The organism is Amycolatopsis pretoriensis, assembly GCF_900107925.1.
GTDB classification, from domain to species: Bacteria; Actinomycetota; Actinomycetes; order Mycobacteriales; family Pseudonocardiaceae; genus Amycolatopsis; species Amycolatopsis pretoriensis.
Genome location: NZ_FNUJ01000007.1, coordinates 254958 through 276700, shown reverse-complemented (window position 1 = coordinate 276700; position 21743 = coordinate 254958). Strand labels below are relative to the sequence as shown.

General features: G+C 71.5%; 24 protein-coding genes. 7 read left to right on the top strand and 17 right to left on the bottom strand.

Features of this window, described 5'->3' with window-relative positions; all coding sequences use genetic code 11:
* Positions 1-6 precede the first annotated feature (6 nt).
* Entirely contained in the window at positions 7-462 is a 456-nt protein-coding gene (locus tag BLV96_RS31030; protein ID WP_086678762.1) for an Lrp/AsnC family transcriptional regulator, read from the top strand.
* Between the two features lie 3 nt (positions 463-465).
* Here BLV96_RS31030 and BLV96_RS31025 read toward each other — a convergent pair whose 3' ends face one another.
* Positions 466-954, bottom strand: a complete 489-nt coding sequence (locus BLV96_RS31025) for a polyadenylate-specific 3'-exoribonuclease AS (RefSeq protein ID WP_086678761.1) — start codon at positions 952-954, stop codon at positions 466-468.
* 17 nt (positions 955-971) lie between these two features.
* Positions 972-1733, bottom strand: coding sequence for a lysophospholipid acyltransferase family protein (locus BLV96_RS31020; protein ID WP_086678760.1), 762 nt, complete (start codon positions 1731-1733; stop codon positions 972-974).
* Positions 1734-1942: 209 nt separating this feature from the next.
* On the opposite strand from BLV96_RS31020, the gene BLV96_RS31015 reads away from it, so the two are divergent.
* From BLV96_RS31015 to BLV96_RS31005, 3 genes are read left to right on the top strand one after another with little or no spacing between them, the layout of a single operon-like run.
* Positions 1943-2710 carry an alpha/beta hydrolase gene (locus BLV96_RS31015; RefSeq protein WP_086678759.1) on the top strand — a complete coding sequence of 256 codons (768 nt, stop codon included), beginning with the start codon at positions 1943-1945 and terminating at the stop codon, positions 2708-2710.
* Entirely contained in the window at positions 2707-3243 is a 537-nt protein-coding gene (locus BLV96_RS31010) for a hypothetical protein (RefSeq protein ID WP_086678758.1), read from the top strand. The genes BLV96_RS31015 and BLV96_RS31010 overlap by 4 nt, the downstream gene beginning before the upstream one ends.
* 10 nt (positions 3244-3253) lie before the next feature.
* Complete coding sequence (locus BLV96_RS31005; RefSeq protein ID WP_086678757.1) at positions 3254-4393, top strand: glutamate--cysteine ligase; 1140 nt, start codon at positions 3254-3256, stop codon at positions 4391-4393.
* 65 nt (positions 4394-4458) lie between these two features.
* Here BLV96_RS31005 and BLV96_RS51570 read toward each other — a convergent pair whose 3' ends face one another.
* Both BLV96_RS51570 and BLV96_RS30995 read right to left on the bottom strand, forming a co-directional pair.
* A complete protein-coding gene (locus tag BLV96_RS51570; protein ID WP_086678756.1) occupies positions 4459-5406 on the bottom strand; it encodes a cold-shock protein in 948 nt (315 codons plus the stop codon).
* Between the two features lie 96 nt (positions 5407-5502).
* Positions 5503-6345, bottom strand: coding sequence for an NUDIX hydrolase (locus tag BLV96_RS30995; RefSeq protein WP_086678755.1), 843 nt, complete (start codon positions 6343-6345; stop codon positions 5503-5505).
* 27 nt (positions 6346-6372) lie between these two features.
* On the opposite strand from BLV96_RS30995, the gene BLV96_RS30990 reads away from it, so the two are divergent.
* The gene (locus tag BLV96_RS30990; protein WP_086678754.1) at positions 6373-6849 is read left to right on the top strand and encodes an SMI1/KNR4 family protein; all 477 of its coding nucleotides are present in this window, start codon (positions 6373-6375) and stop codon (positions 6847-6849) included.
* A gap of 67 nt (positions 6850-6916) precedes the next feature.
* On the opposite strand, the gene BLV96_RS30985 is transcribed toward BLV96_RS30990, so the two are convergent.
* Genes BLV96_RS30985 through BLV96_RS30960 form a run of 6 tightly spaced genes read right to left on the bottom strand, consistent with a single transcriptional unit; the run spans position 6917 to position 11081 of the window.
* A complete protein-coding gene (locus tag BLV96_RS30985) occupies positions 6917-7855 on the bottom strand; it encodes an ROK family protein (RefSeq protein ID WP_086678753.1) in 939 nt (312 codons plus the stop codon).
* A 15-nt stretch (positions 7856-7870) separates the two neighbouring features.
* Positions 7871-8275 carry a hypothetical protein gene (locus BLV96_RS30980; protein WP_208608367.1) on the bottom strand — a complete coding sequence of 135 codons (405 nt, stop codon included), beginning with the start codon at positions 8273-8275 and terminating at the stop codon, positions 7871-7873.
* Positions 8272-9399, bottom strand: a complete 1128-nt coding sequence (locus BLV96_RS30975; RefSeq protein ID WP_086678752.1) for an ArsA family ATPase — start codon at positions 9397-9399, stop codon at positions 8272-8274. The genes BLV96_RS30980 and BLV96_RS30975 overlap by 4 nt, the downstream gene beginning before the upstream one ends.
* 4 nt (positions 9400-9403) lie before the next feature.
* Complete coding sequence (locus BLV96_RS30970; RefSeq protein ID WP_086678751.1) at positions 9404-9838, bottom strand: SRPBCC family protein; 435 nt, start codon at positions 9836-9838, stop codon at positions 9404-9406.
* Between the two features lie 27 nt (positions 9839-9865).
* Entirely contained in the window at positions 9866-10660 is a 795-nt protein-coding gene (locus BLV96_RS30965) for a metallophosphoesterase family protein (protein WP_091389724.1), read from the bottom strand.
* A 10-nt stretch (positions 10661-10670) separates the two neighbouring features.
* Positions 10671-11081, bottom strand: a complete 411-nt coding sequence (locus BLV96_RS30960) for a polyketide cyclase / dehydrase and lipid transport (protein WP_086674211.1) — start codon at positions 11079-11081, stop codon at positions 10671-10673.
* A 126-nt stretch (positions 11082-11207) separates the two neighbouring features.
* On the opposite strand from BLV96_RS30960, the gene BLV96_RS30955 reads away from it, so the two are divergent.
* The gene (locus tag BLV96_RS30955; RefSeq protein WP_086674210.1) at positions 11208-13004 is read left to right on the top strand and encodes an AMP-dependent synthetase/ligase; all 1797 of its coding nucleotides are present in this window, start codon (positions 11208-11210) and stop codon (positions 13002-13004) included.
* Between the two features lie 3 nt (positions 13005-13007).
* Here BLV96_RS30955 and BLV96_RS30950 read toward each other — a convergent pair whose 3' ends face one another.
* From BLV96_RS30950 to BLV96_RS30935, 4 genes are read right to left on the bottom strand one after another with little or no spacing between them, the layout of a single operon-like run.
* Complete coding sequence (locus tag BLV96_RS30950) at positions 13008-14369, bottom strand: GH1 family beta-glucosidase (protein WP_086674209.1); 1362 nt, start codon at positions 14367-14369, stop codon at positions 13008-13010.
* A gap of 17 nt (positions 14370-14386) precedes the next feature.
* Positions 14387-15271 carry a carbohydrate ABC transporter permease gene (locus BLV96_RS30945; protein WP_086674208.1) on the bottom strand — a complete coding sequence of 295 codons (885 nt, stop codon included), beginning with the start codon at positions 15269-15271 and terminating at the stop codon, positions 14387-14389.
* 9 nt (positions 15272-15280) lie between these two features.
* On the bottom strand, positions 15281-16201 hold the full coding sequence (locus BLV96_RS30940; RefSeq protein WP_086674207.1) for a carbohydrate ABC transporter permease: 921 nt from the start codon (positions 16199-16201) through the stop codon (positions 15281-15283).
* On the bottom strand, positions 16201-17442 hold the full coding sequence (locus BLV96_RS30935; RefSeq protein ID WP_244180598.1) for an ABC transporter substrate-binding protein: 1242 nt from the start codon (positions 17440-17442) through the stop codon (positions 16201-16203). The genes BLV96_RS30940 and BLV96_RS30935 overlap by 1 nt, the downstream gene beginning before the upstream one ends.
* Before the next feature lie 203 nt (positions 17443-17645).
* Between BLV96_RS30935 and BLV96_RS30930 the strand changes: the two genes are divergently transcribed.
* On the top strand, positions 17646-18683 hold the full coding sequence (locus tag BLV96_RS30930) for a LacI family DNA-binding transcriptional regulator (protein WP_086674205.1): 1038 nt from the start codon (positions 17646-17648) through the stop codon (positions 18681-18683).
* A 1-nt stretch (position 18684) separates the two neighbouring features.
* Here BLV96_RS30930 and BLV96_RS30925 read toward each other — a convergent pair whose 3' ends face one another.
* The 3 genes from BLV96_RS30925 to BLV96_RS30915 all read right to left on the bottom strand — a co-directional run bounded on the left by BLV96_RS30925 (position 18685) and on the right by BLV96_RS30915 (position 21708).
* Positions 18685-19572: an aminoglycoside phosphotransferase family protein gene (locus BLV96_RS30925; RefSeq protein ID WP_086674204.1), complete on the bottom strand. Its 888-nt coding sequence runs from the start codon at positions 19570-19572 to the stop codon at positions 18685-18687.
* Complete coding sequence (locus BLV96_RS30920) at positions 19569-20672, bottom strand: FAD-dependent monooxygenase (RefSeq protein ID WP_086674203.1); 1104 nt, start codon at positions 20670-20672, stop codon at positions 19569-19571. The genes BLV96_RS30925 and BLV96_RS30920 overlap by 4 nt, the downstream gene beginning before the upstream one ends.
* Before the next feature lie 67 nt (positions 20673-20739).
* Positions 20740-21708: a ferritin-like domain-containing protein gene (locus BLV96_RS30915; RefSeq protein WP_086674202.1), complete on the bottom strand. Its 969-nt coding sequence runs from the start codon at positions 21706-21708 to the stop codon at positions 20740-20742.
* Between the last annotated feature and the right edge of the window lie 35 nt (positions 21709-21743).

Genomic DNA, 21743 nt, shown 5'->3' with positions numbered 1-21743 from the left:
GGCCAGATGGACGAACTGGATTCGGCGTTGCTGACCTTGCTGCAGGAGGACGCCAAGCAGACCAACAAGGAGCTGGCCCGCAAGCTGCACATCGCGCAGTCGACGTGCCTCGAACGCGTGCGGGAGCTGACCCGGCGCGGGATCGTGCGCGGGCACCACGTCGAAGTCGACCTGAAGAAGATCGGCCGGCCGGTGCAGGCGATGGTCGCGGTGCGGCTGCGCCCGCCCGACCGCGCGGTGATCGAATCCTTCCGCGCGTTCGTGGCGGGGCTGCCGGAGGTGCTGTCGGTGTTCGTGATGTCCGGCAGCGACGACTTCCTGCTGCACATCGCGGTCGCCGACAACGACCACCTGAGCGGGTTCGTCCTCGACCGGCTGACCCAGCGCAAGGAGATCGTCGACGTCCGGACGTCGGTGATCTTCAGCCACGTCCGCCGCACGGTCGTCACCCCGGTGGGGTGAGCGTCAGCGGCGGTGGAAGTACTCGTCGATGACTTCCCAGCGCGCCAGGTTGTGTTTCGCGTCCGCCAACGCGTCGTGCTGGTCGGTGGGGGCCGACGGCAGCTTCGGCTTCCCCGCGTCCTCCCACCGCTGGCGCAGGTCGCGGGTGAACCGCGGCAGCTGGCGCGGCAGCGCCGGCATCGGGCCCCACAGCTGGGCCAGCGCCACGTGGTCGTAGGCGGCGAACCAGGCCCACAGCTCGATGCCGCCCGGCGGCTTGCCGAAGAACTCCAGCAGGTCGGCACGGATCTTCTCGCGGCTCCGCCACGCCTTGTCGGCGGGCGAAGGCAGCTTGTCCAGGACGTTGTCCCGGACCCACGGGCCCGCCTTCGAGGGGTCGAACTCGGTCGACACCGCGTAGAACTCGCGGCCGCGCTCGTCAACGACACCGATGGACACCAGGTCGATGGTCACGCCGTCTTCGATGAATTCGGTGTCGTAGAAAAAACGCACTGGTGAACAGTAGTGGGTCAGCCGACCTTGGATTCGGGCACCCGTGCGGCGTCCCGTGAGGACGGCTGGGCGGGCACCTTGGGCTTCACCCCGGCGGCTTCGGCGGCCAGCAGTTCCTTGGCCTTGGCCGCGTAGATGTCGACGTACTCCTGGCCGGAGAGCTCCATCAGCGCGTACATGATCTCGTCGGTGATCGACCGCTCGATGAAGCGGTCGCCCGCGAGGCCCTCGTAGCGCGAGAAGTCCAGCGGCTTGCCGAAGCGGATTTCGAGGCGGCGCGGCCACCACATCTTCGAGCCGATCGGGTTGACCTTGTCCGTGCCGATCATCGCGACCGGCACCACGACGCCGCCGGACTCCAGGGCGATCCGGGCGACGCCGGTCTTGCCCTTGTAGAGGCGGCCGTCCGGGGAGCGCGTGCCCTCGGGGTAGATGCCGAGCAGGTGTCCGGCCTTGACCAGCCGGGTCGCGGTGTCGAGGGCGGCCTGCGCCGCGTTGCCGCCGGAGCGGTCGATCGGGAACTGGCCGACGCCGGTGAAGAACCACTTCTTGAGCAGGCCCTTCAGGCCCGGCTCGGTGAAGTACTCGGACTTGGCCGGGAAGGTCACCTTGCGCTTGACCCGCAGCGGCATGAAGAACGAGTCCGCGACCGCCAGGTGGTTGCCGGCGAGGATCGCGCCGCCGCTCTCGGGGATGTTCTCCGCGCCGACGACCTTGGTCGGCCACAGCGTCTTGAGCAGCGGTCCGATGAATACCCACTTCATGAGCCAGTACAGCACCGGTGCCTCAGTCCTCCATCGCAGCTCAGCCCCATTCACCCGCGCGGGACAGCCTACGAACCCCGGTGGCCGGCGCACAACGGAGACCACCCGGTTACCACGCGGGGGCGATCGATCTCACAGGGAATTCCGGGCCCGGCCGGACCCCCACAACGCCCGCGAGCCGTGAGAGCATGGACGAATCCACCGCTCACACGGAAGGCGATCGCATGGGCGTGCTCGCCGGCGCGGAACCGTTCGGCCACACCGGTTCGGCCGAGACCGGTTTCCTGCTCTGCCACGGGTTCACCGGTACCCCGGCGAGCATGCGGGCCTGGGGTGACCACCTGGCCGGGGCCGGGTTCACGGTGCGCTGCCCGCTGCTGCCGGGCCACGGGACCCGCTGGCCGGACCTCAACCGCACGACGTGGGAAGACTGGTACGGCGCCGTCCGCGAGGCGCTGCTGGCGCTGCTCTCGACGTGCAAGACCGTCTTCGTCGGCGGCCTGTCGATGGGCGGGACGCTCACCCTGCGCCTGGCCGAGGAGTTCGGTGACCGGATCGCCGGGATCGTCCTGGTCAACCCGTCGGTGACGCGGCTGAGGTGGGACACGAAGCTGCTGCCCGTGCTGGGCAGGATCGTGCCGTCGGTGCCGGCGATCGCGAACGACATCAAGAAGCCGGGCGAGACGGAGCTGGCCTACCCGCGCACGCCGGTGCGGGCCGCGGCGAGCCTGGCGAAGCTGTGGGCGGTCGTGCGCGCGGACCTGGCGAAGGTGACGCAGCCGGTGCTGCTGCTGCACTCGTCGGTGGACCACGTCGTCGAGCCGGTGAACTCGCAGCTGGTGCTGCGGGGGGTCTCGAGCACCGACGTCACCGAGGTCGTGCTGGAGAACAGCTACCACGTCGCGACGCAGGACAACGACGCCGAAGTCATCTTCACGCGTAGCGTCGAGTTCGCGAAGACGCACGCCGCACAGCCTGAGGAGACCGCATGAGCCGGGGGAAGGACGGGCCGGAGGACGTCGACGCGACGTTCGCCGAGATCGTCGCCGACCTGCGGGCGGACGGGTTCGGGCTCCCCGAAGACGACACTGCCGACAAAGCGGACGCCGCGGGCGCCCCCGACAAGGCTGGATCCGGCCGGGGCGTGGAAAGCGAGTCGCGCCGGACGCCGGACCGGCCCGTCGAGCCGCCCGCCGCGGACACCCCGCCGGAGCCCGGCTGGCGGTCCGGGGGCACGTCGTGGGACACGACGATGTTCTCCGACGACCCGGCCGGCGACGACGAGCACTACGTCCCGCCGGAGCCGCCGCCGCTGCCGCGGCCGAAGATGGGCGCGTTCCTCATCCTGCTGCTGTTCCTGGCCGGGCTGTTCCTGCTGATCCTGCCCGGCGCGATCGGCGTGGGCCCGACGGTGGCGACGCCGCTGGGCATCCTCGCGCTCGCGACGTCGATCGCGTTGCTGCTGCTGCGCGTGCGCCAGGGGCCGCCGCCCGGCGCCGACCCCAGCAACGGCGCCCAGGTCTGACCCAGGCGCGATGAACATCGAGTTCAGCCCTTCGCGGCGATCGACCGTCGGCGCGGAATGGGAGCTCGGCCTGGTGGACCGGCGCAGCGGTGAGCTGTCCTCGGTCGCCGGGCAGATCCTCGAGGCCGTCCGGCCCGACGGCGCGGCGGAGCACCCGAAGATCAAGCAGGAGCTGCTGCTCAACACCATCGAGGTCATCACCGGCGTCTGCGACACGATCGCCGAGGCCAAGGCCGACCTGGCCGGGTCGCTCGACGTGCTGCACGGCGTCGCCGACCCGCTCGGCGTCGAGATGTTCTCGGCCGGGACGCACCCGTTCTCGAACTGGTACCAGCAGAAGGTCACCGACAAGGAGCGGTACGCGAAGCTGATCGATCGGACGCAGTGGTGGGGCCGGCAGATGCTGATCTACGGCGTGCACGTCCACGTCGGGGTCGACCACCGCGACAAGGTGCTGCCGATCCTCGACGCGCTGCTGAACTACGCGCCGCACCTGCAGGCGCTCTCGGCTTCTTCGCCGTACTGGGGCGCCGAGGACACCGGGTACGCGTCGAACCGGGCGCTGATGTTCCAGCAGCTGCCGACGGCGGGGTTGCCTTTCCAGTTCCGGAAGTGGGCGGAGCTGGAGAGCTACGTCGAGGACATGTTCACCACCGGCGTGATCGACCACTTCTCGGAGATCCGCTGGGACATCCGGCCGGCGCCGCACCTGGGCACGATCGAGATGCGCGTCTGCGACGGGCTGCCGACGCTGGAGGAGGTCGGCGCGATCGCGGCGCTGACGCAGTGCCTGGTCGACGACTTCAGCGAGCGCCTCGACGACGGCGAAATCCTCCCGGCACTGCCGCCGTGGCACGTCCAGGAGAACAAGTGGCGCGCGGCCCGCTACGGCACCGACGCGATCATCATCCTGGACGCGGCCGGGCGCGAACGGCTGGTCACCGACGACGTCGCCGACCTGCTGGACCGGCTGGAGCCGGTGGCGCGGCGGCTCGACTGCGTGGCCGAGCTGCGGGACGTCGAGACGATCCTGGAGTACGGGCCGAGCTACCGGCGGCAGCGGGCGGTCGCCGAGGCGCACAAGGGCAGCCTCAAGGCCGTGATGGCGTCGCTGGTCGCCGAAATGCGCGACGGGATCCCGAAGGATTGAGACCTGGTCTCAAAACTCGAGGGTGTGTCACTGCGTAAGCTCGGATGCGGTTCCGGGCCGCCTCTTCAGAGGCGTTCGACGCGGTCGGCCTGCGGGCCCCGGTCGCTCTGACGCACCGCGTACCGGACCCGGTCACCCTTCTGCAGCGACTCCGACCCCATGATCACGGACGCGTGGGCGAAGAGATCGTCGCCGCCTGCGTCCGGGGTGATGAAGCCGAAGCCGCGGTCGCCGTCGTAGCGCGCGACGACGCCCTCGCCGCCTCGTACGGGCACGTCCCGCGCCGCCGGCCCCGCGGCCGCGGCAGGTGCCGGCCGCTGCGGCGCCGGCTGGGGCTCGACGCCCCGGACCAGGTGCACGTCGCGGGCCTGCGGGCCCTTGTCGCCACTGGCCACCTCGTAGGCGACGCGGTCGCCCTCCGCGAGCCACGTCAGCCCCTCGGCCAGGGCCCGGGCGTGAACGAAGACGTCCCCGGCGCCGGAGTCGGGGTTGATGAAGCCGAAGCCCTTGTCCTCGTCGTACCAGGCCACCGTGCCGTCGGCACCGTCCCCGATACCGGCCGCGGCGGGTGAGCCGGCTCCCGCTCCCAGCGGGATCACGTGCCCGGCCTGCGGGCCGCGCTCGCCTTCGACGACCAGGAAGGCCACCCGCTGCCCCTCGGTGAGCACGCCGCCGGTCACGATGGCGGAGCTGTGCACGAAGATGTCGGCGCCGCCGCCGTCCGGCGACGCGAAGCCGTACCCCTTGCCCGGCTCGTACCAGTTGACGGTGCCGAGCAGGCCCACGGCGCTGCCGGTGGCCGCATCGGCGGTGACGCGAACGCGCAGCGCCTGGGGCCCGCGGTCGTTCTCGCCGACCTCGAACACGACGGCCTGACCCTCGCGGAGCAGTTTCGCGCCGCCGTCCCCGACGATCTCGGAGGCGTGCACGAACACGTCCGGCGAGCCGTCCTCGGGCGCGAGGAAGCCGAAACCCCGTTCGGCGTCGAACCAACGGACGGTCCCTTGCGGCATCAACGGCTCCAGGTCGAGAGGGCGGGCACTGGCCTCCAGTCTCCCTGACCGACCTCCGGTCCGTCGGGCCGGGCCCACAGGCGGGCGGTGCGGGGTCTAAAGCTCGTCGAGCTGGCTGCGGAGCGTGCCGGGGCCGAGGATGGACGCGCCGAGGGCTTCGACGCGTCCTTTCAGCTCCCGGTCGGCCGTCGCGACGAGTGTTTTCCCCGTCTGCTGCGCCACGACTTCGACGATCTTCGAGTCGCCGTCGGTGTCGGCGGCGACGACCTCGACGCCGTTTGTCCCGGTGACGTGCTTGGCCTTGCCCTCGACGACCAGGACGATCCGGGGCCACCACGTCACGGTCGCGTCCTCGGGGTCGGGAACGCCGGCTTCGGCGAGTTTCGCGAGCTGGTCGCGCAGGCGCTGGGCGGCGCCGTGGCGGTCGCGCCACCAGCCGTCCGGCCGCGAGCCGACGACGTTGGCGCCGTCGATGACGAGGACCAGCTCCTGGCCGACGCGGTCGCGCAGGGCGGGCCAGGCGGCGGCGAAGTCGCGGTGCAGCCGGTAGCCGGGCACGTCGTCGGGGTCCACCCAGCGCACCTCCGCACTTTCGGTGTTGGCGACCCGCGCCTCGGCGCCGTCGGCGAGGGCGAGCACGGTCGTGTAGCTCCACTCGCCATGGTCCACCACGGACGCCGACACCGCTCGGAAGGCGTCGGCGGGAACGGAGGCTTCTTCGAACGCTTCGCGGGCGGCGGCGGTCACGGCGGTCTCGCCGGCTTCGATGGCCCCGCCGGGCAGCGCCCAGGTGCGGCCGTGGTGCACCCACCAGGCGCGCCGCTGGAGAAGGACGCCGCGGGCGGGGTCGACGAGCAGCAGGCCGGCGGCGCCGTAGCGGCCCCAGTGCAGGTGCCCGCAGGAACACTTGACGAAGACGCTCGCGGACGGGGCACTCACGCCGACCAGCCTGTCACACTCTCGCGGGTGACCTTGTTCGATCAGCTCAAGCCCACCTTCTGGGACGGCGGCCCCGGCGAGCCGCTGAGCGCCCGCGAGTTCGCGCACGCCGGCCGCGAGCTGGGCGTCCGCCTGCCGATCGAGCTGGGCGAGCTGCTGGGCCTGCGCAACGGTGGCACGGTGGCCGCTGCTTTCGACGCCTTCCCGACGAGCGCGCCGACGTCGTGGAGCGAGACGCACGTGCCCTTCGACCAGCTGCTCGGCGTCGGCGGGCGGTTGTCGATCCTGGATTCGCCGTACTTGAGCGAAGAGTGGGATCTGCCTCGCCAGGTGGTGGTCCTGTCGGGCGACGGGCACACGTGGGTCGCGCTGGACTACCGCCGGTCTTCGGAGCCGTCGGTGACGTGGTTCGACGTGGAGCTGGAGTCCGAGCTGGCGTTGGCGCCGACGTTCCGGGCGTTCCTCGAAGGGCTGGTGCCGTCGGGAAGCTTTCCGGAGGAGTGAGGCCGCGGGCCCGCCCCCGATCTCCACGCTACCGGCGACCACCGACAGTTCCGGGCTGCGCGGCTGATCAGACCGGGGTCTTGGCCGCTTCCAAGGCCAGCGCCGCCGCGCCCACGATCGCCGTGTCGTCGCCCAGGTGGGCCGTCCGGATCCGGGCCAGCGGCCGGTGCCGCGCGCCCGTGATCGCCCCGGCGTAGTGCTCGCGGGCCTCGTCCAAGAACAACGGGGCCGACTCCGACACTCCCCCGCCGATCACGATGATCTCCGGGTCGAACACGTCCGCCACCAGGGCCAGCCCCTCGCCGAGCCACTTGGCCAGCTCCGCCATCGCCAGCTGCGCGATCGGGTCGCCGTCCCTCGCCGCGCCGGCCACGCGGCGGCCCGTCACCGAGCCCGGGTCGCCCGCGACCTGCGGGGCCAGCACCGTCGAACGTCCGGGGTGCCGCGCGAGCAGCTCCACCGCCGTCGCCGCCAACGCCGTTCCGCTGCAGTAGCGCTCCCAGCAGCCGTACTTGCCGCACGGGCAGGGCCGGCCGCCGCGGACCACCGTCAGGTGACCCAGTTCGGGCGCGACGCCGTACGCGCCGCGGAACAGTTTGCCGTCCAGCAGCAGCCCGGCGCCGATGCCCGTGCCCAGCGCGACCAGCGCCGCCACGTGGGCGCCGCGGGCCGCGCCGAAGCGGTGCTCGCCCACCATCGCCGCGTTGACGTCGTGCTCCAGCAGCACCGGCAGGCCGACGCGCTTCTCGATCCGGTCCGCGACCGGCGCGCCGCGCCAGGCCAGGTGCGGCGCGAACATGACCGACCGGCGGTCGCGCGCCACGAACCCGGCCACGGCCAGGCCGACGCCCGCCACCTCGTGCCGGTTGCGCAGGTCCTCGATCACCCCGGAGATGGCGTCCTCGAGGGCGCCCTCCTCGCTCGGCGTCGCGACGCGTGCCGTGTCCAGCAGGGAGCCGCGCTCGTCCACCACGCCGGCCCGGACGCTCGTCCCGCCGACGTCCACCCCTATCGTCCGCACTCAGCTCTCCCACTCGTCGCGCCTGCGGACGGTGATGTGCTGCACCCGCACCGAAACCGCGGCGTCCGCCGGAGGCCGCGGCGCCGGCCGGAACCCGGGCATGTGCACGCCCTCGTCCGGCTCCCAGCGGTCCGCGAGCACCGCCCGGAGCAACGCCACCAGCTGCGCCAGCTGTTCCAGCAGCCGCGCGACGAATTCCGGGCGCTCACCCTGCACCACGGCGACGATCGCACAGAGCGGGCACCAGCCGCACGCCGAGCCGTCCGGTTTCGCCTGGTCAGGGTCCCCGTGGCCGGCGGCGACGACGCCCTCCAGCCACGGCGCGGCCTTCTCCACGACCATCTCGACGAGCAGGCGGATCTCCTCCGCGAGCCGCGGTCCGGCGGCCTCGTCCTCTTCGCTCACCCGCGTCCCCGGTTCCCGGCCAGGCTCACGACCAGGCCGTCGGCGTCGGATTCCGCGCCGGTGATCCGGCACGGCCGCAGCGACTCCGGCAGGGCGATGAGCCTGCGGAAGCCGTCCACGGTGATCGCCAGGTCGTCGTCGACGCGGGCGAGGTCGACCTCGGCGTCCCGGACGAGCGGGATCGCGATGCGCAGTGTGTAGCCGTCCGGGGCCGGCCGGACGCGCAGCAGCGGCGTGACGGGGGTGCCGTCGCCGGCCAGGGGGTCGCCGTCGCGGTAGAGCTCGGCGGCGATCTCCAGCAGCGCGGGCAGCCCGACCGGTTCGACGGCCCGGTGCTCGACGCGCGACACCGCTTCGAACCCGGCTTTCGAGAGCTCGGCCAGCACGGCGTCCTGCTGGGTCCGCCGGGTGCGCAGCCACGACGCGGCCCCGCCGCGCCAGAACCCGGGCGCGGGCATCAGCCGGTTGGCGATCAGGCCGTCAACGGCGATGCCGCGCAGGGCCAGGGAGCTGAGCGTGCGCCGCGCCTCGGCTACGACGACCCGCTCCGGCGTCAGGACCAGCCGGACGGTGGTCACCGACGGCTCGGTGAGCAGCGCGCGTAGGCCGTCGAGGTGGACGCCGAGCCGGCGCACGGAGTCGGTGACGCGGCGGCCGAACACGCGGGTCAGGTAGCCCGAGACGGCTTCGGGCAGCGCGAGCAGCCTCAGCGTCTCGGCCGTCGGCCCGCAGTCGACGACGATGGTCTCCCACGGCCCCTCCTCGGCCAGCCGCCGGACCTCGGTGAGGGCGAGCAGCTCGTCGACACCGGGCAGCACGGTCAGCTCTTCGGCGTCGAGGGTGTCGAGGCCCGCGCCGGCCAACGCGCTCTGCAGTTCGGCGCGCAGCCGGTGCCAGGTCGTGTCCACCAGCGTCCGCGAATCGATCTGCACGGCGGACAGCAGAGCGTCCACTTCGGACGGTTCGGCCCCGAGGGTGTGGCCGAAGGCGTCGCCGAGCGAGTGCGCCGGGTCGGTGGAGACGACGAGGGCCTTCCTGCCGCGGGCGGCGAGCGCGGCGCCGGTGGCCGCGGCCAGCGTGGTCTTCCCGACACCCCCCTTGCCGGTGAACAGCAGGATCCGCACGCGGCTACCCCTCGGCCCGCTTCTTCAGCTCCTTGAGCGCGGTGTCCATGACCATCTTTTCGGCCTTGCGGCGCAGCAGCCCGATCATCGGCAGCGCGAGTTCGACCGAAAGCGTGTACGTCACGCGCGTGCGGCCGCCGAGGTCCTCCAGCGCGTACCGGCCGTTCTGGGCCTTCTGCATCTGGCCCTTGACCAGGTGCCAGCTGACGCCGAGGCCGTCACCGTCCCAGTCGTATTCGAGGGTGTAGACGTCCTTGATCGGGCCCGCGTCGAGCGTGAGCTTGACCTGCTTGGCGCGCCCGTCACCGTCGGTGTCGAGGACCTCGGTCTGCCGGACGGCCTTGGCCCATTCCGGGTACGCGGGGAAGTCGGCGATCACGGCCATCACCCGGCTGGGCTCGGCGTCGACCTCGATGGACTGTGTGGACTGCTCGGCCATGGGACGAAGCGTAGCCGCCGCGGCCGGTCACCAGCGCAGCACGTACGGCTGCCCGGTCTCCTTGAAGTGACCCACGTTACGGCACTCGGTCAGGCCGACCCGGGCGCGCGGCGCCAGGGGCTGGTGGACGTGGCCGAACACCGACCAGCGCGGCCGCTGGGTGCGGATCAGCTCCAGCAGCGCCGCCGAGCCGATCTCGCTGCGGCGCGCGACGACGTCGTAGGTCAGCTCGGGCAGGGCGGGCGGGCCGTGGGTGCAGAGCACGTCGACGTCGGTCAGCTTGGCCACGCTCGCGTCGTAGTCCTCGCGAACCCGCAGGTAGGGCCGCCAGGCGGCGCCCTTGCGCGGACGCGGGACGACGCCGTCGGGCAGCAGCGCGCCGCCGACGAACCCGAACCGGAGGCCGCCGATCTCGGCCACTTCGCCGTCGAGCACCCGGATGCCCTCGCCGGCGAACTCCGGCCACAGCGCCGGGGTGTCGACGTTGCCGGGGGTGGCGTAGGTGGGCGCGGTCATCGCCGCGAACAGCGCCGCGTACTGGGTGCGGATGGCCTCGTCGACGGCGCCCGCCGGGTCGTCGAGGCTCGCCCAGAGCTCCCGCGAGTAGGCAACGGTTTCGTCACGGGTGCCCTCGCGGCGCAGCCGGGCGAACCCGGCCACCTTCTCCGCGCCGAACAGGGCACCCATGATGCCCTTCTCGTGGTCGTGGTAGTCGACGAAGTCGATCAGGTCGCCGAGCACGACCAGGGCGTCGGCCCCGTCGCCCGCCCGCTTCAACGCGTCCGCGTTGCCGTGCACGTCCGAGACGACGTGTACCCGCACCCCTGGCCCCCTAGCTGTCCGTACGCGGAGGAACGCCGGGCTCGCGCCCGTCCTCCAGGATCTCCTTGAGCCCGAGTGCGATCGCCTTCGCCGCGCGGGCCCGCCGGTCGAACTCCCGGCGCAGGTCGCGCGGCGCCAGTTCCCGGGGCGTCCCGGCCGCGTCGGCGGGGGTCGCCCGCAGGAAGTAGTGCAGCAGGGTGCCGTCGAGCACCGGCTCGAGCCAGACCTCCATCGTACCGACGAGCGCGCCGCGCACGGTCCAGCGCAGACCCTTGTCACCCCGGTCGGTGTAGACCTCCAGGACCAGGTCGGGCCAGTAGCGCGTCCACGACCGGGGATCGGCGAAAACGGCGGCCACGGTGGACGGCGGGACCGCGAGGAACGTCTCGTCGACGACGTCGAGGGCGGGCGGTGCGTTCACGTGCGAAGAATGTCACGCCTCGCCGTGCGGGGTCGATCAGCATGGTCTTAAGGTGCTCACCACGCTAAGTTGACTGGCGGGTAACAGCGGTGTCGCCCACCGCACGCGTTGAACACGGAGGTCCACGTGCGCGAATACAGCGCTCCCGCCGGGAAGCCGGTGGCCGACGACGAGAACATGTCCGATGTCGTCTGGGCGAACGCCGAGCGGTTCTCGGACGTGGTGAGCTTCCGCCGCCAGGTCGACGGGACCTGGCTGGACGTCACCGCCAAGGAGTTCGCCGGCCAGGTGCTGGCCGTGGCCAAGGGCATGGCCCAGGCCGGGATCGGCCGCGGCGACCGCGTCGCGATCATGTCGAAGACCCGCTACGAGTGGACGCTGATCGACTTCGCGATCTGGGCGGCGGGCGCGGTGACCGTGCCGATCTACGACACGTCCTCGCCCGAGCAGGTGTACTGGATCCTCTCCGACTCGGCCGCCAAGGGCGTGTTCGTCGAGACGAACGGCCACCGCGGCGCCGTCGAGGAGATCCGGGACCGGCTCACCGAGCTGGACAACACGTGGCAGATCGAGGGCGACTCCCCCGCCGTCGAAGAACTGGCCGCGCTGGGCGCCTCGCTGTCCGACGACGAGCTGCACGAGCGCCGCCGCGAGGTCAGCGCCGACGAGCTCGCCACCATCGTCTACACCTCCGGCACGACCGGCCGCCCCAAGGGCGTCGAGCTGACCCACCGCAACCTGCTGGCCGAGATCCGCGCCGACATCGAGGCGTTCCCGCAGCTGATGGAGCAGGGCAACTCGCTGCTGGTGTTCCTGCCGCTGGCGCACGTGCTGGCTCGCGCGATCGCCGTGACCGCGCTGTCCGCCCGCGTCACCCTCGGGCACACCCCGGACGTCAAGAACCTGGTCGCCGACCTCGGCACGTTCCGCCCCACGTTCGTCGTCGCGGTGCCGCGCGTGTTCGAGAAGGTCTACAACTCGGCGAAGCAGAAGGCCCACGGCGACGGCAAGGGCAAGATCTTCGACGCCGCCGAGGCGGTCGCGGTCGAGTACAGCCAGGCGCAGGACAACGGCGGCGCCGGCTTCGGCCTGAAGGCCAAGCACCTGGTGTTCGACAAGCTGGTCTACGGCAAGCTGCGCGCGGCCCTCGGCGGCCGCTGCGTCGCGGCGGTGTCGGGCGGCGCACCGCTGGGTGCCCGGCTGGCGCACTTCTTCCGCGGCATCGGCGTCCCGGTGTTCGAGGGCTACGGCCTCACCGAGACGTCCGCGGCGGCGAACGTCAACACCCAGACGGCGTTCCGCGTCGGCACGGTCGGCAAGCCGGTCAACGGCACGTCGGTCCGCATCGCCGACGACGGCGAAGTGATGCTCAAGGGCGACGTCGTGTTCCGGGCGTACTACAACAACCCCCAGGCGACCGCCGAGGCACTGACCGACGGCTGGTTCCACACCGGCGACCTGGGCGAGCTGGACACCGACGGGTTCTTGAAGATCACCGGCCGCAAGAAGGAGATCATCGTCACGGCGGGCGGCAAGAACGTCGCCCCGTCCGGCCTCGAGGACACGATCAAGGCGGCCCCGCTGGTCAGCCAGGCGATGGTGGTCGGCGACCAGCGCCCGTTCATCGCGGCGCTGGTGACGGTGGACGAGGAGTACTTCCCGGCGTGGAAGTCCCAGCACGGCAAGCCCGCCGGCGCTTCGGTGGCGGACCTGGCCTCCGACGCCGATCTGCTCGCCGAGATCCAGGCTGCGGTGGACGAGGCGAACAAGTCGGTGTCGAAGGCCGAGGCGATCAAGAAGTTCACGGTGCTGGCCAACGACTTCACCGAGGCCGGCGGGGAGATCACGCCGAGCCTGAAGCTCAAGCGCAACGTGGTCACGAAGAACTACGCGAACGACATCGAAGGCCTGTACAAGAAGTAAGCGTCACCCGAGCCGCCGGGCCGCGATGAAGTCGCGGTACCAGCGGAAACTCGCCCGTGGCGTGCGCACCTGCGTCGCGTAGTCCACGTGTACCAAGCCGAACCGGTGCTTGTACCCGTGGGCCCACTCGAAGTTGTCCAGCAGCGACCAGCAGAAGTACCCCCGCAGGTCGACCCCCGCCGCCGCGGCTGTCCGGGCCGCCTCGATGTGCTCGCTCAGGAACGTGATCCGCTCGTAGTCGGCGAAGTCACTCCGGTCCGCGTACACGCAGCCGTTCTCCGTCACGTACATCGGGGGCAGCCCCGGGTAGCGGTTGTGCAGGCCCACCAACGCTTCCGTGAGCCCCTCCGGCTCCACCGGCCAGCCCATGCCCGTGCGCGGGACGTCCGGCAGGCGCGTCGTGTCCACGCCGATGTCGGTCACCGTGCGCCGCGCCGGCTCGGGCTCGCGGTGCGGGGCGTCCGCCACGTGCAGCCGGTAGTAGTAGTTGACGCCCAGGTAGTCCAGCGGCACGCCGATCGTCTCCAGGTCGCCGTCGAGGCGGAACGAGAAGTCCGAGACGCCGCTGAACATCGCCGCCAGGCCCGGTGCGTACCGGCCGCCGAACAGCGGGTCGGTGAACTGGCGGCGCAGCAGCGTGTCCTGGCGGGCGGCCGCCGCCGCGTCGGCCGCCGAGTCCGTCACCGGGACCACCGGCGACTGGTTGAGCACGATCCCGAACTGGTGCTGCGGTGTCGCCTGCCCCCGCATCGCCCGGACCGCCAGGCCGTGGCCGAGGAGCAGGTGGTGGGCGGCGGCGAGCGAGCCGTGCCCCTCCCGCGCGCCCGGTGCGTGGCGGCCTTCGCCGTAGCCCGCGACCGCGCACGGGTACGGCTCGTTCAGCGTCGTCCAGTGGTCGACGACGTCGCCCAGCTCCTCGTGCACCAGGGCCGCGTACTCGGCGAACCGGTGGGCCGTGTCACGGGAGCGCCAGCCGCCTTCGTCCTCGAGCGCCTGCGGCAGGTCCCAGTGGTACAGCGTCAGGAACGGCTCGATCCCCTGCTCCCGCAGGGCTTCCACGAGCCGCCGGTAGAAGCCGAGGCCGCGGCGCTCGAAGCGGCGCCCGTCCGGTTGGACCCGCGGCCAGGACACCGAAAACCGGTAGGAGCCGACGCCCAGTTCGGCGAGCAGGGCGAGGTCCTCGCGCCAGCGGTGGTAGTGGTCGGCGGCCGGCTCGCCGGTGTCGCCGCCGGCCACCGCGCCGGGCACCGCGGCGAAGGTGTCCCAGATGGACGGTCCGCGACCGTCCGCGGTGGTGGCGCCCTCGATCTGGAACGCCGAAGTCGCGACGCCCCAGCGGAAGCCGGGCGGGAAGCTGGAAGTCACAGTGAGCTCCGGGAGGGTCAGCCCTTGAGCGCGCCCTGCATGATGCCGCCGACGATCTGGCGGCCGAACAGCAGGAACACGAGCAGGACGGGGACGGTGCCGATGGTGGCGGCGGTGAGCACGAGCGTGTAGTCGGTGGTGTAGCCACTGGCCAGAGTGGACAGTGCGGTTTGGACGGTCGGGTTCTCCGGCACCAGCACCACCAGTGGCCAGAAGAAGTCGTTCCAGGCCTGCATGAACGTGAACAGCCCGAGCACCGCCGCGGCCGGGCGGGCCGCCGGCAGTGCGACGTGCCAGAACAGCCGCAGCGAGCCGCAGCCGTCCATCCGCCCGGCTTCCAGGAGTTCCAGCGGCAGCGCGCGTTCGAAGTACTGGCGCATGAAGAACACGCCGAACGCGGTGACCAGGCCGGGCACGATGACCGCCTGCAGCTGCCCGGCCCACCCGAAGTCGGCCATCATCATGTACAGCGGGACGACGCCGAGCTCGGTCGGGATCGCCTGGGTGGCGACCACGATGAGCAGCAGCAGCGTCCGGCCGCGGAACTTCAGCTTGGCGAAGGCGAACCCGGCGAGCGTCGAGAACAGCACCACGGACACGGTGATCGTGCCCGCGACGATCAGCGAGTTCCCCAGCGCCAGGGCGAAGTCCGTCTCGTCGAAGACGCGGGCGATGTTCTCGAACAGGTGGCCGCCGGGCACGAGCACCGGCGGCACGCTGCCGACCGCCTCCGTCGTCTGCGAGGAGACGACGAACGACCAGTACACGGGGAACGCCGAGCCGGCCAGGATCGCGATCAGCGCGGCGTAGGTCCACGGGCTCGCGACCCGGCGCACGAGGCGCCGGGCCCGCCCGGGGGCCGCCGGCGGCGCGGGTGCCGCCGGGGTCAGCACGGTGGTCATGTCCGCTCCTCAGTCCGTTTGGATGCGCCGGGTCACCAGGTACGACAGGCCCGCGACCAGCATCGTGGCGACGGCCAGGATCAGCGCGATCGCCGAGCTGTAGCCGAAGTCGTACTTGGTGAAGCCCTGCTCGTAGAGGTAGAGCGCGGCGGTCTGGAACTGCCGGTCCGAGCCGCCGGTGGCGGCCGCCGTGCCGGGGTTGAACAGCAGCGGCTCGGCCAGCAGCCGCATGTTCCCGGTCGTCGCGATCACCGTGGAGAAGATGATCTGCGGGCGCAGCAGCGGGACGGTGATCCGCCAGAACTGCTGCCACCCGCGGGCGCCGTCGAGCGTCGCGGCCTCGTACATGCTCGACGGGATCGCCTGCATCGACGCCAGGAAGATCAGCGCGTGGTAGCCGGTCCAGCGCCACACCACCATCGCCGCGATGGCGGTGTGCGAGCTGGCGGTGCCGGCCTGCCAGTCGACCTGACCGCCGCCGAACCAGCTCAGCACCCAGTTGACCAGCCCGAAGTCCCGGCCGAACAGCTGCGCGAAGATGATCGTCACCGCCGCCACCGAGGTGATGTTCGGCAGGATCATCCCCATCCGGAACAGCGTCCGGCCGCGCAGCCGGCGGTTGAGCAGGTGCGCGATGCCGAGCGCGAACAGGATCTGCGGGATGGTGGTCAGCAGCCACAGGCTGACCGTGTTCCCCATCGCGTTCCAGAAGTACGGGTCGTGGAACAGCAGCTGTTCGTAGTTCCCGAAGCCGATGAACGTCGCGCCTTCGGCGTCGAGCAGGTTCCGCTTCTGCAGCGACACGAAAGCCGTGTAGAGCAGCGGGAACAGCCCGAAGACGCCGAAGATCAGGAAGTACGGGCTGACGAAGCCGAACGGCGACAGCTTGACGTCCCACTTGTGCCGCCGGTCGGCGAAGGTGAGTGCCATTACTTGAGCTTCGAGACGTCACCGACCAGCTGCTGCCACGCCGCCGCGCCGTCCTGCTTGCCCTGCTCGACGCGCTGCATCGCGTTGCCGAACTCCGTCTGCACGTCGCCGGCCTTCGGGCCCTGGTACTGCGGGTTCAGCTTCTTCGCCGCGTCGGTGAAGAGCTTGCCCACGGGAGCGTTGTTGAAGAACGGGTTGGTGTAGCCGGAGATCTTCGGGTCGTCGTAGAGCGACGGCGTCGAGGGCAGCAGGCCCTGGCTGGTGAAGACCTTCGCCTGCTGCTCGGGCGCGGTCAGCCACGCGGCGAGCTCGGCGGCTTCCTTGGTGTGCTTGCCCTGCTTCGGCACGGTCAGGTACGAGCCGCCCCAGTTGCCGCCCCCGCCGGGCACGGTCGCGACGTCCCACTTGCCGGCGGTGTCCGGCGCCTGGTCCTTGATCTTGGTCATCATCCAGGCCGGGCAGGTGACCGTGGCGAACTGGCCCTGGGTGAAGCCGGTGTTCCAGGTCGGGGTGCTGTAGAGCAGGCCGGCGGAGAGGTTCGCCTTGACGGCGTCGACGACCTGGTCCCAGCCGGTGCGCAGGGCCGGGTTGCTGCCGACGACGAGCTGGTCGCTCTGGTCGTAGTACCCGACGGGTGCCTGGCCGAAGATCGCGTTGAGCACGGTCGGGCCGCCGTCCATGAACTTGACGCCGTTCGGCGCCTTGGCCTGGAAGCGCTTACCGGTGTCGAAGAACGCCTGCCAGGTCGGCCAGAGCGCGGAGACGGCGTCGCGGTCGGCGGGCAGCTGGGCCTGCTCGAACAGGTCGCGGCGGTAGCAGATGGCCAGGCCGCCGACGTCGGTGCCGTAGCCGATCTGCTGGCCGCCCTTGCCGAGCGAGGCCGACCACTTCCAGCCCAGCCAGCGGTCCTTCAGCTTGTCGCCGCCGACGGTGTTGAGGTCGACGAACTTGTCCGGGTTCGCCTTGAACTGGGCGACGTACCCGGTGTCGATCGCCTCGATGTCCGCGGCGCCGCCGCCGGTGGCCAGGTGCGCGGCGAGGTTCTTGTGGTGGTCGGAGTAGGACGCGGTCCGCTCGGTGATCTCGATGTCCGGGTGCGCGGCCTGGTACTCCTTGATCAGGTCGGTGTAGCCGAAGTTGCCGAAGAGGCCGAGGCTCAGCTTGACCTTGCCGCCGCCGCCGGCGTCACTGCTGCCGCAGGCGCTCAGGGCGGTGACCGCGGCCAGGACGGCACCCGCCACGGCGATCAGGCGAGTCCGTCGGGTTGTCGTTTTCGGGCGCATGAGATCTCCGTTGTTCTGCGGGCCGGTCGGAAAACGCGGGACCCATGAGAGCGCTCCCAGCCATCGTTCGTCAAGTAACGAAATAGTAACGCACCTCGGCATTTACCCAGTCCGAGATCATGTGCTACCAATGTAACCGGTTACAGCACAGGAGGTCAGAGATGGTCACGGCCCGCGAGATCGCCCAGCTCTGCGGGGTATCGGTCGCGACCGTGTCGCGGGTGTTCAACCGCCCCGCCACGGTGAGCGCGACGACGCGCGAGCACGTCGAGCGCGTCGCCCGGGAACTCGACTTCTCGCCGAACGAGTCGGCGCGGGCGCTGTCGCGGCAGCGCTCGGCGATGGTCGGGCTGGTCTGGGACACCGACCACCGGCGGCCCGGCTGGCGGCACCCGTTCCTGCAGGACCTGTTGCTGGGCCTCAAATCCGCGCTCAGCTCGCACGGCTACCACCTGCTGCTGCTCGCGACGAGCGACGACGCCCGCGACCGCAACCCGGGCGTGTCGCTGGCCGACCCGATCGCGTACGTGAGCATGACCCGCCGCCACCACCTGGCCGGGCTGGTGCTGATCGACAGCGGGACCGACGCCGACGCGTTCGGGACGTTCGCCCAGTCCGGCCTGCCGTGCGTGGCGGTGGACGTGGCGCTGTCCGGGCCGCGGGCGACCTACGTGACGTCGGACAACGCCGCGGGCGCGGCGGAGGCCGTCCGGCACCTGGCGGCGCTCGGGCACCGGCGGATCGCGACGATCACCGGCCCGCGCGGCAACGCGCCGGCGGCCGCCCGCACCGACGGCTACCTGCGCGGCCTGGCCGAAGCCGGGTTGGCGGCACGCGAGGACTACGTGGTCACCGGGGACTTCTACCGCGAGAGCGGGTTCGTCGGGATGCGCCGGCTGCTGGCCCGCAAGGACCCGCCGACGGCGGTGTTCGCGGCGAGCGACGAGATGGCGGTCGGCGCCCTGCTGGCGGCCCGCGCGGCCGGCCTACGGGTGCCGGACGACCTGGCGGTGGTGGGGTTCGACGACATCGAGGTGGCGTCCCTGGTGGACCCGGCGCTGACGACGGTCGCCCAGGACAAACCGGGTTTCGGCACGGCGGCGGCGGGCGCACTGCTGGCGATGATCGACACGGGAGTGGCCCCCGACCCGGTGCGGCTGCCGACGAAGCTGGTGGTCCGCGACTCCTGCGGGGCGTGAGTCAGCTCTTGAGGTACTCCAAGCGGATTTCGTCCAGGACGCGCCGGGCTTCCATGGCCTCGCGGTCGTCGCGGCCCTTCGTGCGGGCGCACGTCACCAGGGTCTTCCAGAGCGCCCAGCCGCGGCCGCGGGCCCACTCCGCGTCGTCGACGGCGAGGCGCTCGCGGAACGCCCGCCGGCCGTCCGCGGTCAGCAGCGTCCACGCGATCGCCAGGTCGCAGGCCGGATCGCCGGCTCCGCACGTCCCGAAGTCGATGACCGCCGCCAGCTCCCCGCCGTCGAGCAGGAGGTTCCCTTCGGCGACGTCGCCGTGGAACCATCTCTCGACGCCGTCCCACGGAGTGTCCAGCGCGGCCTGCCAGATCTCGCCGGCCCAGTCGTGGCCGTCGAGCGAACGCTGGACGAGTTCGTCGAAGGTCCGCAAAGTGCCACCGCGGAACCAGTTGTGCTTGCCCGGCCGGGGCGCGCCGTCGGTGTCGACGCTCCGCAGCGCCGCCAGGAAACCGGCCAGGTCGGCGGCGAATCCGACGGGGTCGGCGACGCGCTCGCGCCGCGCAGGCTCGCCGACCAGCCACGGGTGGATCGACCACGCGAAGGGATAGTCCGCGCCCGGCCGGCCTTCCGCCAGCGGGACCGGGATCGGCACCGGCAGCCGGGGCGCGAGCACCGGAAGCCAGCGCTGCTCCTTCTCGACCGCCAAGGCGTATTCGGCCGCGCTGGGCAGCCGCGCGGTCAGCGCGTCGCCGAGGTGGAACGTCCGGTTGTCCCAGCCGCCCTCGGCGACCGGGCGGACCGGGAGGTCGGTCCACTGGGGAAACTGTTCGGCCACGAGCCGGCGCACCTGATCGGCGTCGACGGTGATGCGCCGGGGCGGCGGACCGAGGTTCACCGGATCTTCGCGGCCCAGTCGATGTGGTGCGCGTAGACCCAGCCCGGCTTTTCGCCGACGTCCTCCCCCGCGCTCGACGCGACCAGCTTCTCGACGCGCTCGCGCCGAAGTCCTTCGTACGCGGCGAACGCCGACGCCGGATCCGGCAGGTCACGCAGGCACTGCGCGAGAACCACGCTGTCCTCGATCGCCATCGACGCCCCCTGCGCGTCCGCCGGGGCCGCGGCGTGGGCGGCGTCGCCGACGAGCACCATTTCCGGCGTCGACCAGATCCGCGTCCGCGGGACGTCGTAGCAGTGGCCGCCGAACACCTCGTCACCCGTCGCGGCGATGATGTCCGTGCAGGGCAGCGGTTCTCCCTCGAACGCGGCGTGCGCGAACTCGCGCCACCCCGCCGGGCTCACCGCCGCGAGCTCGTCGCGGGAGCGCTCGGCGTCGGGGATGCGGGCGAACCAGTACGTCGCGCCGCCGGTGTCGGTCGTGAACCCGAAGGCCGCCTTGCTGCCGCGGACCATCCGGTAGATCCCGGCCGCCGAGGGCAGCCCCGGCGCCCGCGTGTAGCCGTAGACGATGGTCTGGCCGGTGTAGCGCGGCGCGTCGGCGTCCGGGTCGATCAGCGTCCGGACCACCGAGTGCAACCCGTCCGCGCCGACCAACACGTCACCTGTTTCGGTGGTGCCGTCGGCGAATTCGGCCGTGACACCGCTTCCGTCCGGTTTCGCTCCGACCAGCCGTTTGCCTCGTTGGAGCGGGACGCCCCGGCGTGCGGCTTCGTCCTGCAGCACGCGGTAGAGCGCCGCACGGGTCATGGTGCGCGGCCCGTCCACGTTCTCGGTGTCGAACTCGCGGCGGCCGATTGTGTCGCCGTTCGGCGCGACCAGCTCGACGCCGGTCGCGGCGAAAGAACTGTCGATGACCGGGCCGTCCAGGTCGATCGCGCGCAGGGCGTCCATGCCGTTGTGCATGATCGTGAGGAATGCGCCGATGTCGTCCCCGCCGGCCGGGTAGGCCTCGAAGACGACCGGGTCGTGCCCGGCCAGCTGCAGTGCCATCGCCGTGACCGTGCCGGAAATCCCGCCACCCGCGACCAGTACCCGCACTCCGCGCCCCCTCGTGAACTCCGCGTGCCGCCGCTCACGACGTTACCGTGAGGGCGGCACGCGGCGCTCACTCCTTGGCGCCACTGGCGGCGATGTCGCCGTTGAGGCCCCGGGGGTAGAAGCCGCCCGAGTTGACCTTGTCCGGGTTGAGGTAGGCGATGTTGAGGACGCGGTCGGCGGAGCGGCCGAACGCGATGCCGTTCTCGTCCGCGGGGACGAGGTTCGCCTTGCCGTCCTTGAGCACGCCTTCGTCGTCGTCGGCCTTGCCGTCGAGGCTGTCGCGGGCGTCGGAGATCTTGTTGGTGACGTCGCCGAGGCCGCGTTCGAACAGCTGTCCGCGCACGATGCCCGCGTGGTAGGCCTCGACCGCGAGGATGCCCGCCGCCGCGTCGAGGAACGTCTTGTTGTTGACCAGGGGCGCCGCGCCCTTGTAGGCCGACACGCCGACGTCTTCGAACAGGAACGCGGCGAGCAGGAAGTTGTTCTCGCTCGCGAACGGGTCGAAGGTCTGGCCTTCCTTGATGACCCCGGCCGCCTGCATCGCGGCGGTGAAGCTGTTCTGGAAGTCGATCTCCGGCTGCGCGACGGCGGCGTTGCCGAGCGCCTTGCGCAGGAAGTTCACGTGGGCGACCTCGTCGCCGGCGATCTCCTGGACGATCTGCTTCGTGTGCTCGCTCTTGAACTTCACGCCGTGCCCACCGGAGACCTTGCCGAGGTTGCCGACGCCGTTGACGTACTTCTCGTTCAGCCCGTAGCCGTAGGCGGCGAACGAGTACAGGTTCGCCTCGAGGTACTCCAGGTTGAGGGCGAAGTTCAGCACCGCGGCGTCGCTGGCGGCGGCGTCCTGCGCGTTCTGCTGCGGGTACTGCGAAGTCGCGCCCGCCGAGCCGAGGCCCAGCGACAGCGCGGTTCCGAGCGCGCCGGCACCCGCGACGCCGAGTCCCGCCGCTCCCGCAGCCTTGAGGAAGCGGCGGCGGTCGGTCGCGTTCTCCGCGCTGCGCTCGATCAGCTGCTCTGTGTAGCGTTTTCCGAACACCGGGGGACGTCCTCTCGTGACGAGTTCGTCCACCT

Excerpts from the sequence above, each read along its gene's own strand:
- BLV96_RS51570 (WP_086678756.1), bottom strand. The coding sequence starts at position 5,406 with ATGCCGCAAGGGACCGTCCGTTGGTTCGACGCCGAACGGGGTTTCGGC.
- BLV96_RS30930 (WP_086674205.1), top strand. The coding sequence starts at position 17,646 with ATGGTCACGGCCCGCGAGATCGCCCAGCTCTGCGGGGTATCGGTCGCG.
- BLV96_RS30945 (WP_086674208.1), bottom strand. The coding sequence starts at position 15,271 with ATGACCACCGTGCTGACCCCGGCGGCACCCGCGCCGCCGGCGGCCCCC.
- BLV96_RS31015 (WP_086678759.1), top strand. The coding sequence starts at position 1,943 with ATGGGCGTGCTCGCCGGCGCGGAACCGTTCGGCCACACCGGTTCGGCC.
- BLV96_RS31010 (WP_086678758.1), top strand. The coding sequence starts at position 2,707 with ATGAGCCGGGGGAAGGACGGGCCGGAGGACGTCGACGCGACGTTCGCC.
- BLV96_RS30970 (WP_086678751.1), bottom strand. The coding sequence starts at position 9,838 with ATGGCCGAGCAGTCCACACAGTCCATCGAGGTCGACGCCGAGCCCAGC.
- BLV96_RS31005 (WP_086678757.1), top strand. The coding sequence starts at position 3,254 with ATGAACATCGAGTTCAGCCCTTCGCGGCGATCGACCGTCGGCGCGGAA.
- BLV96_RS30940 (WP_086674207.1), bottom strand. The coding sequence starts at position 16,201 with ATGGCACTCACCTTCGCCGACCGGCGGCACAAGTGGGACGTCAAGCTG.
- BLV96_RS31030 (WP_086678762.1), top strand. The coding sequence starts at position 7 with ATGGACGAACTGGATTCGGCGTTGCTGACCTTGCTGCAGGAGGACGCC.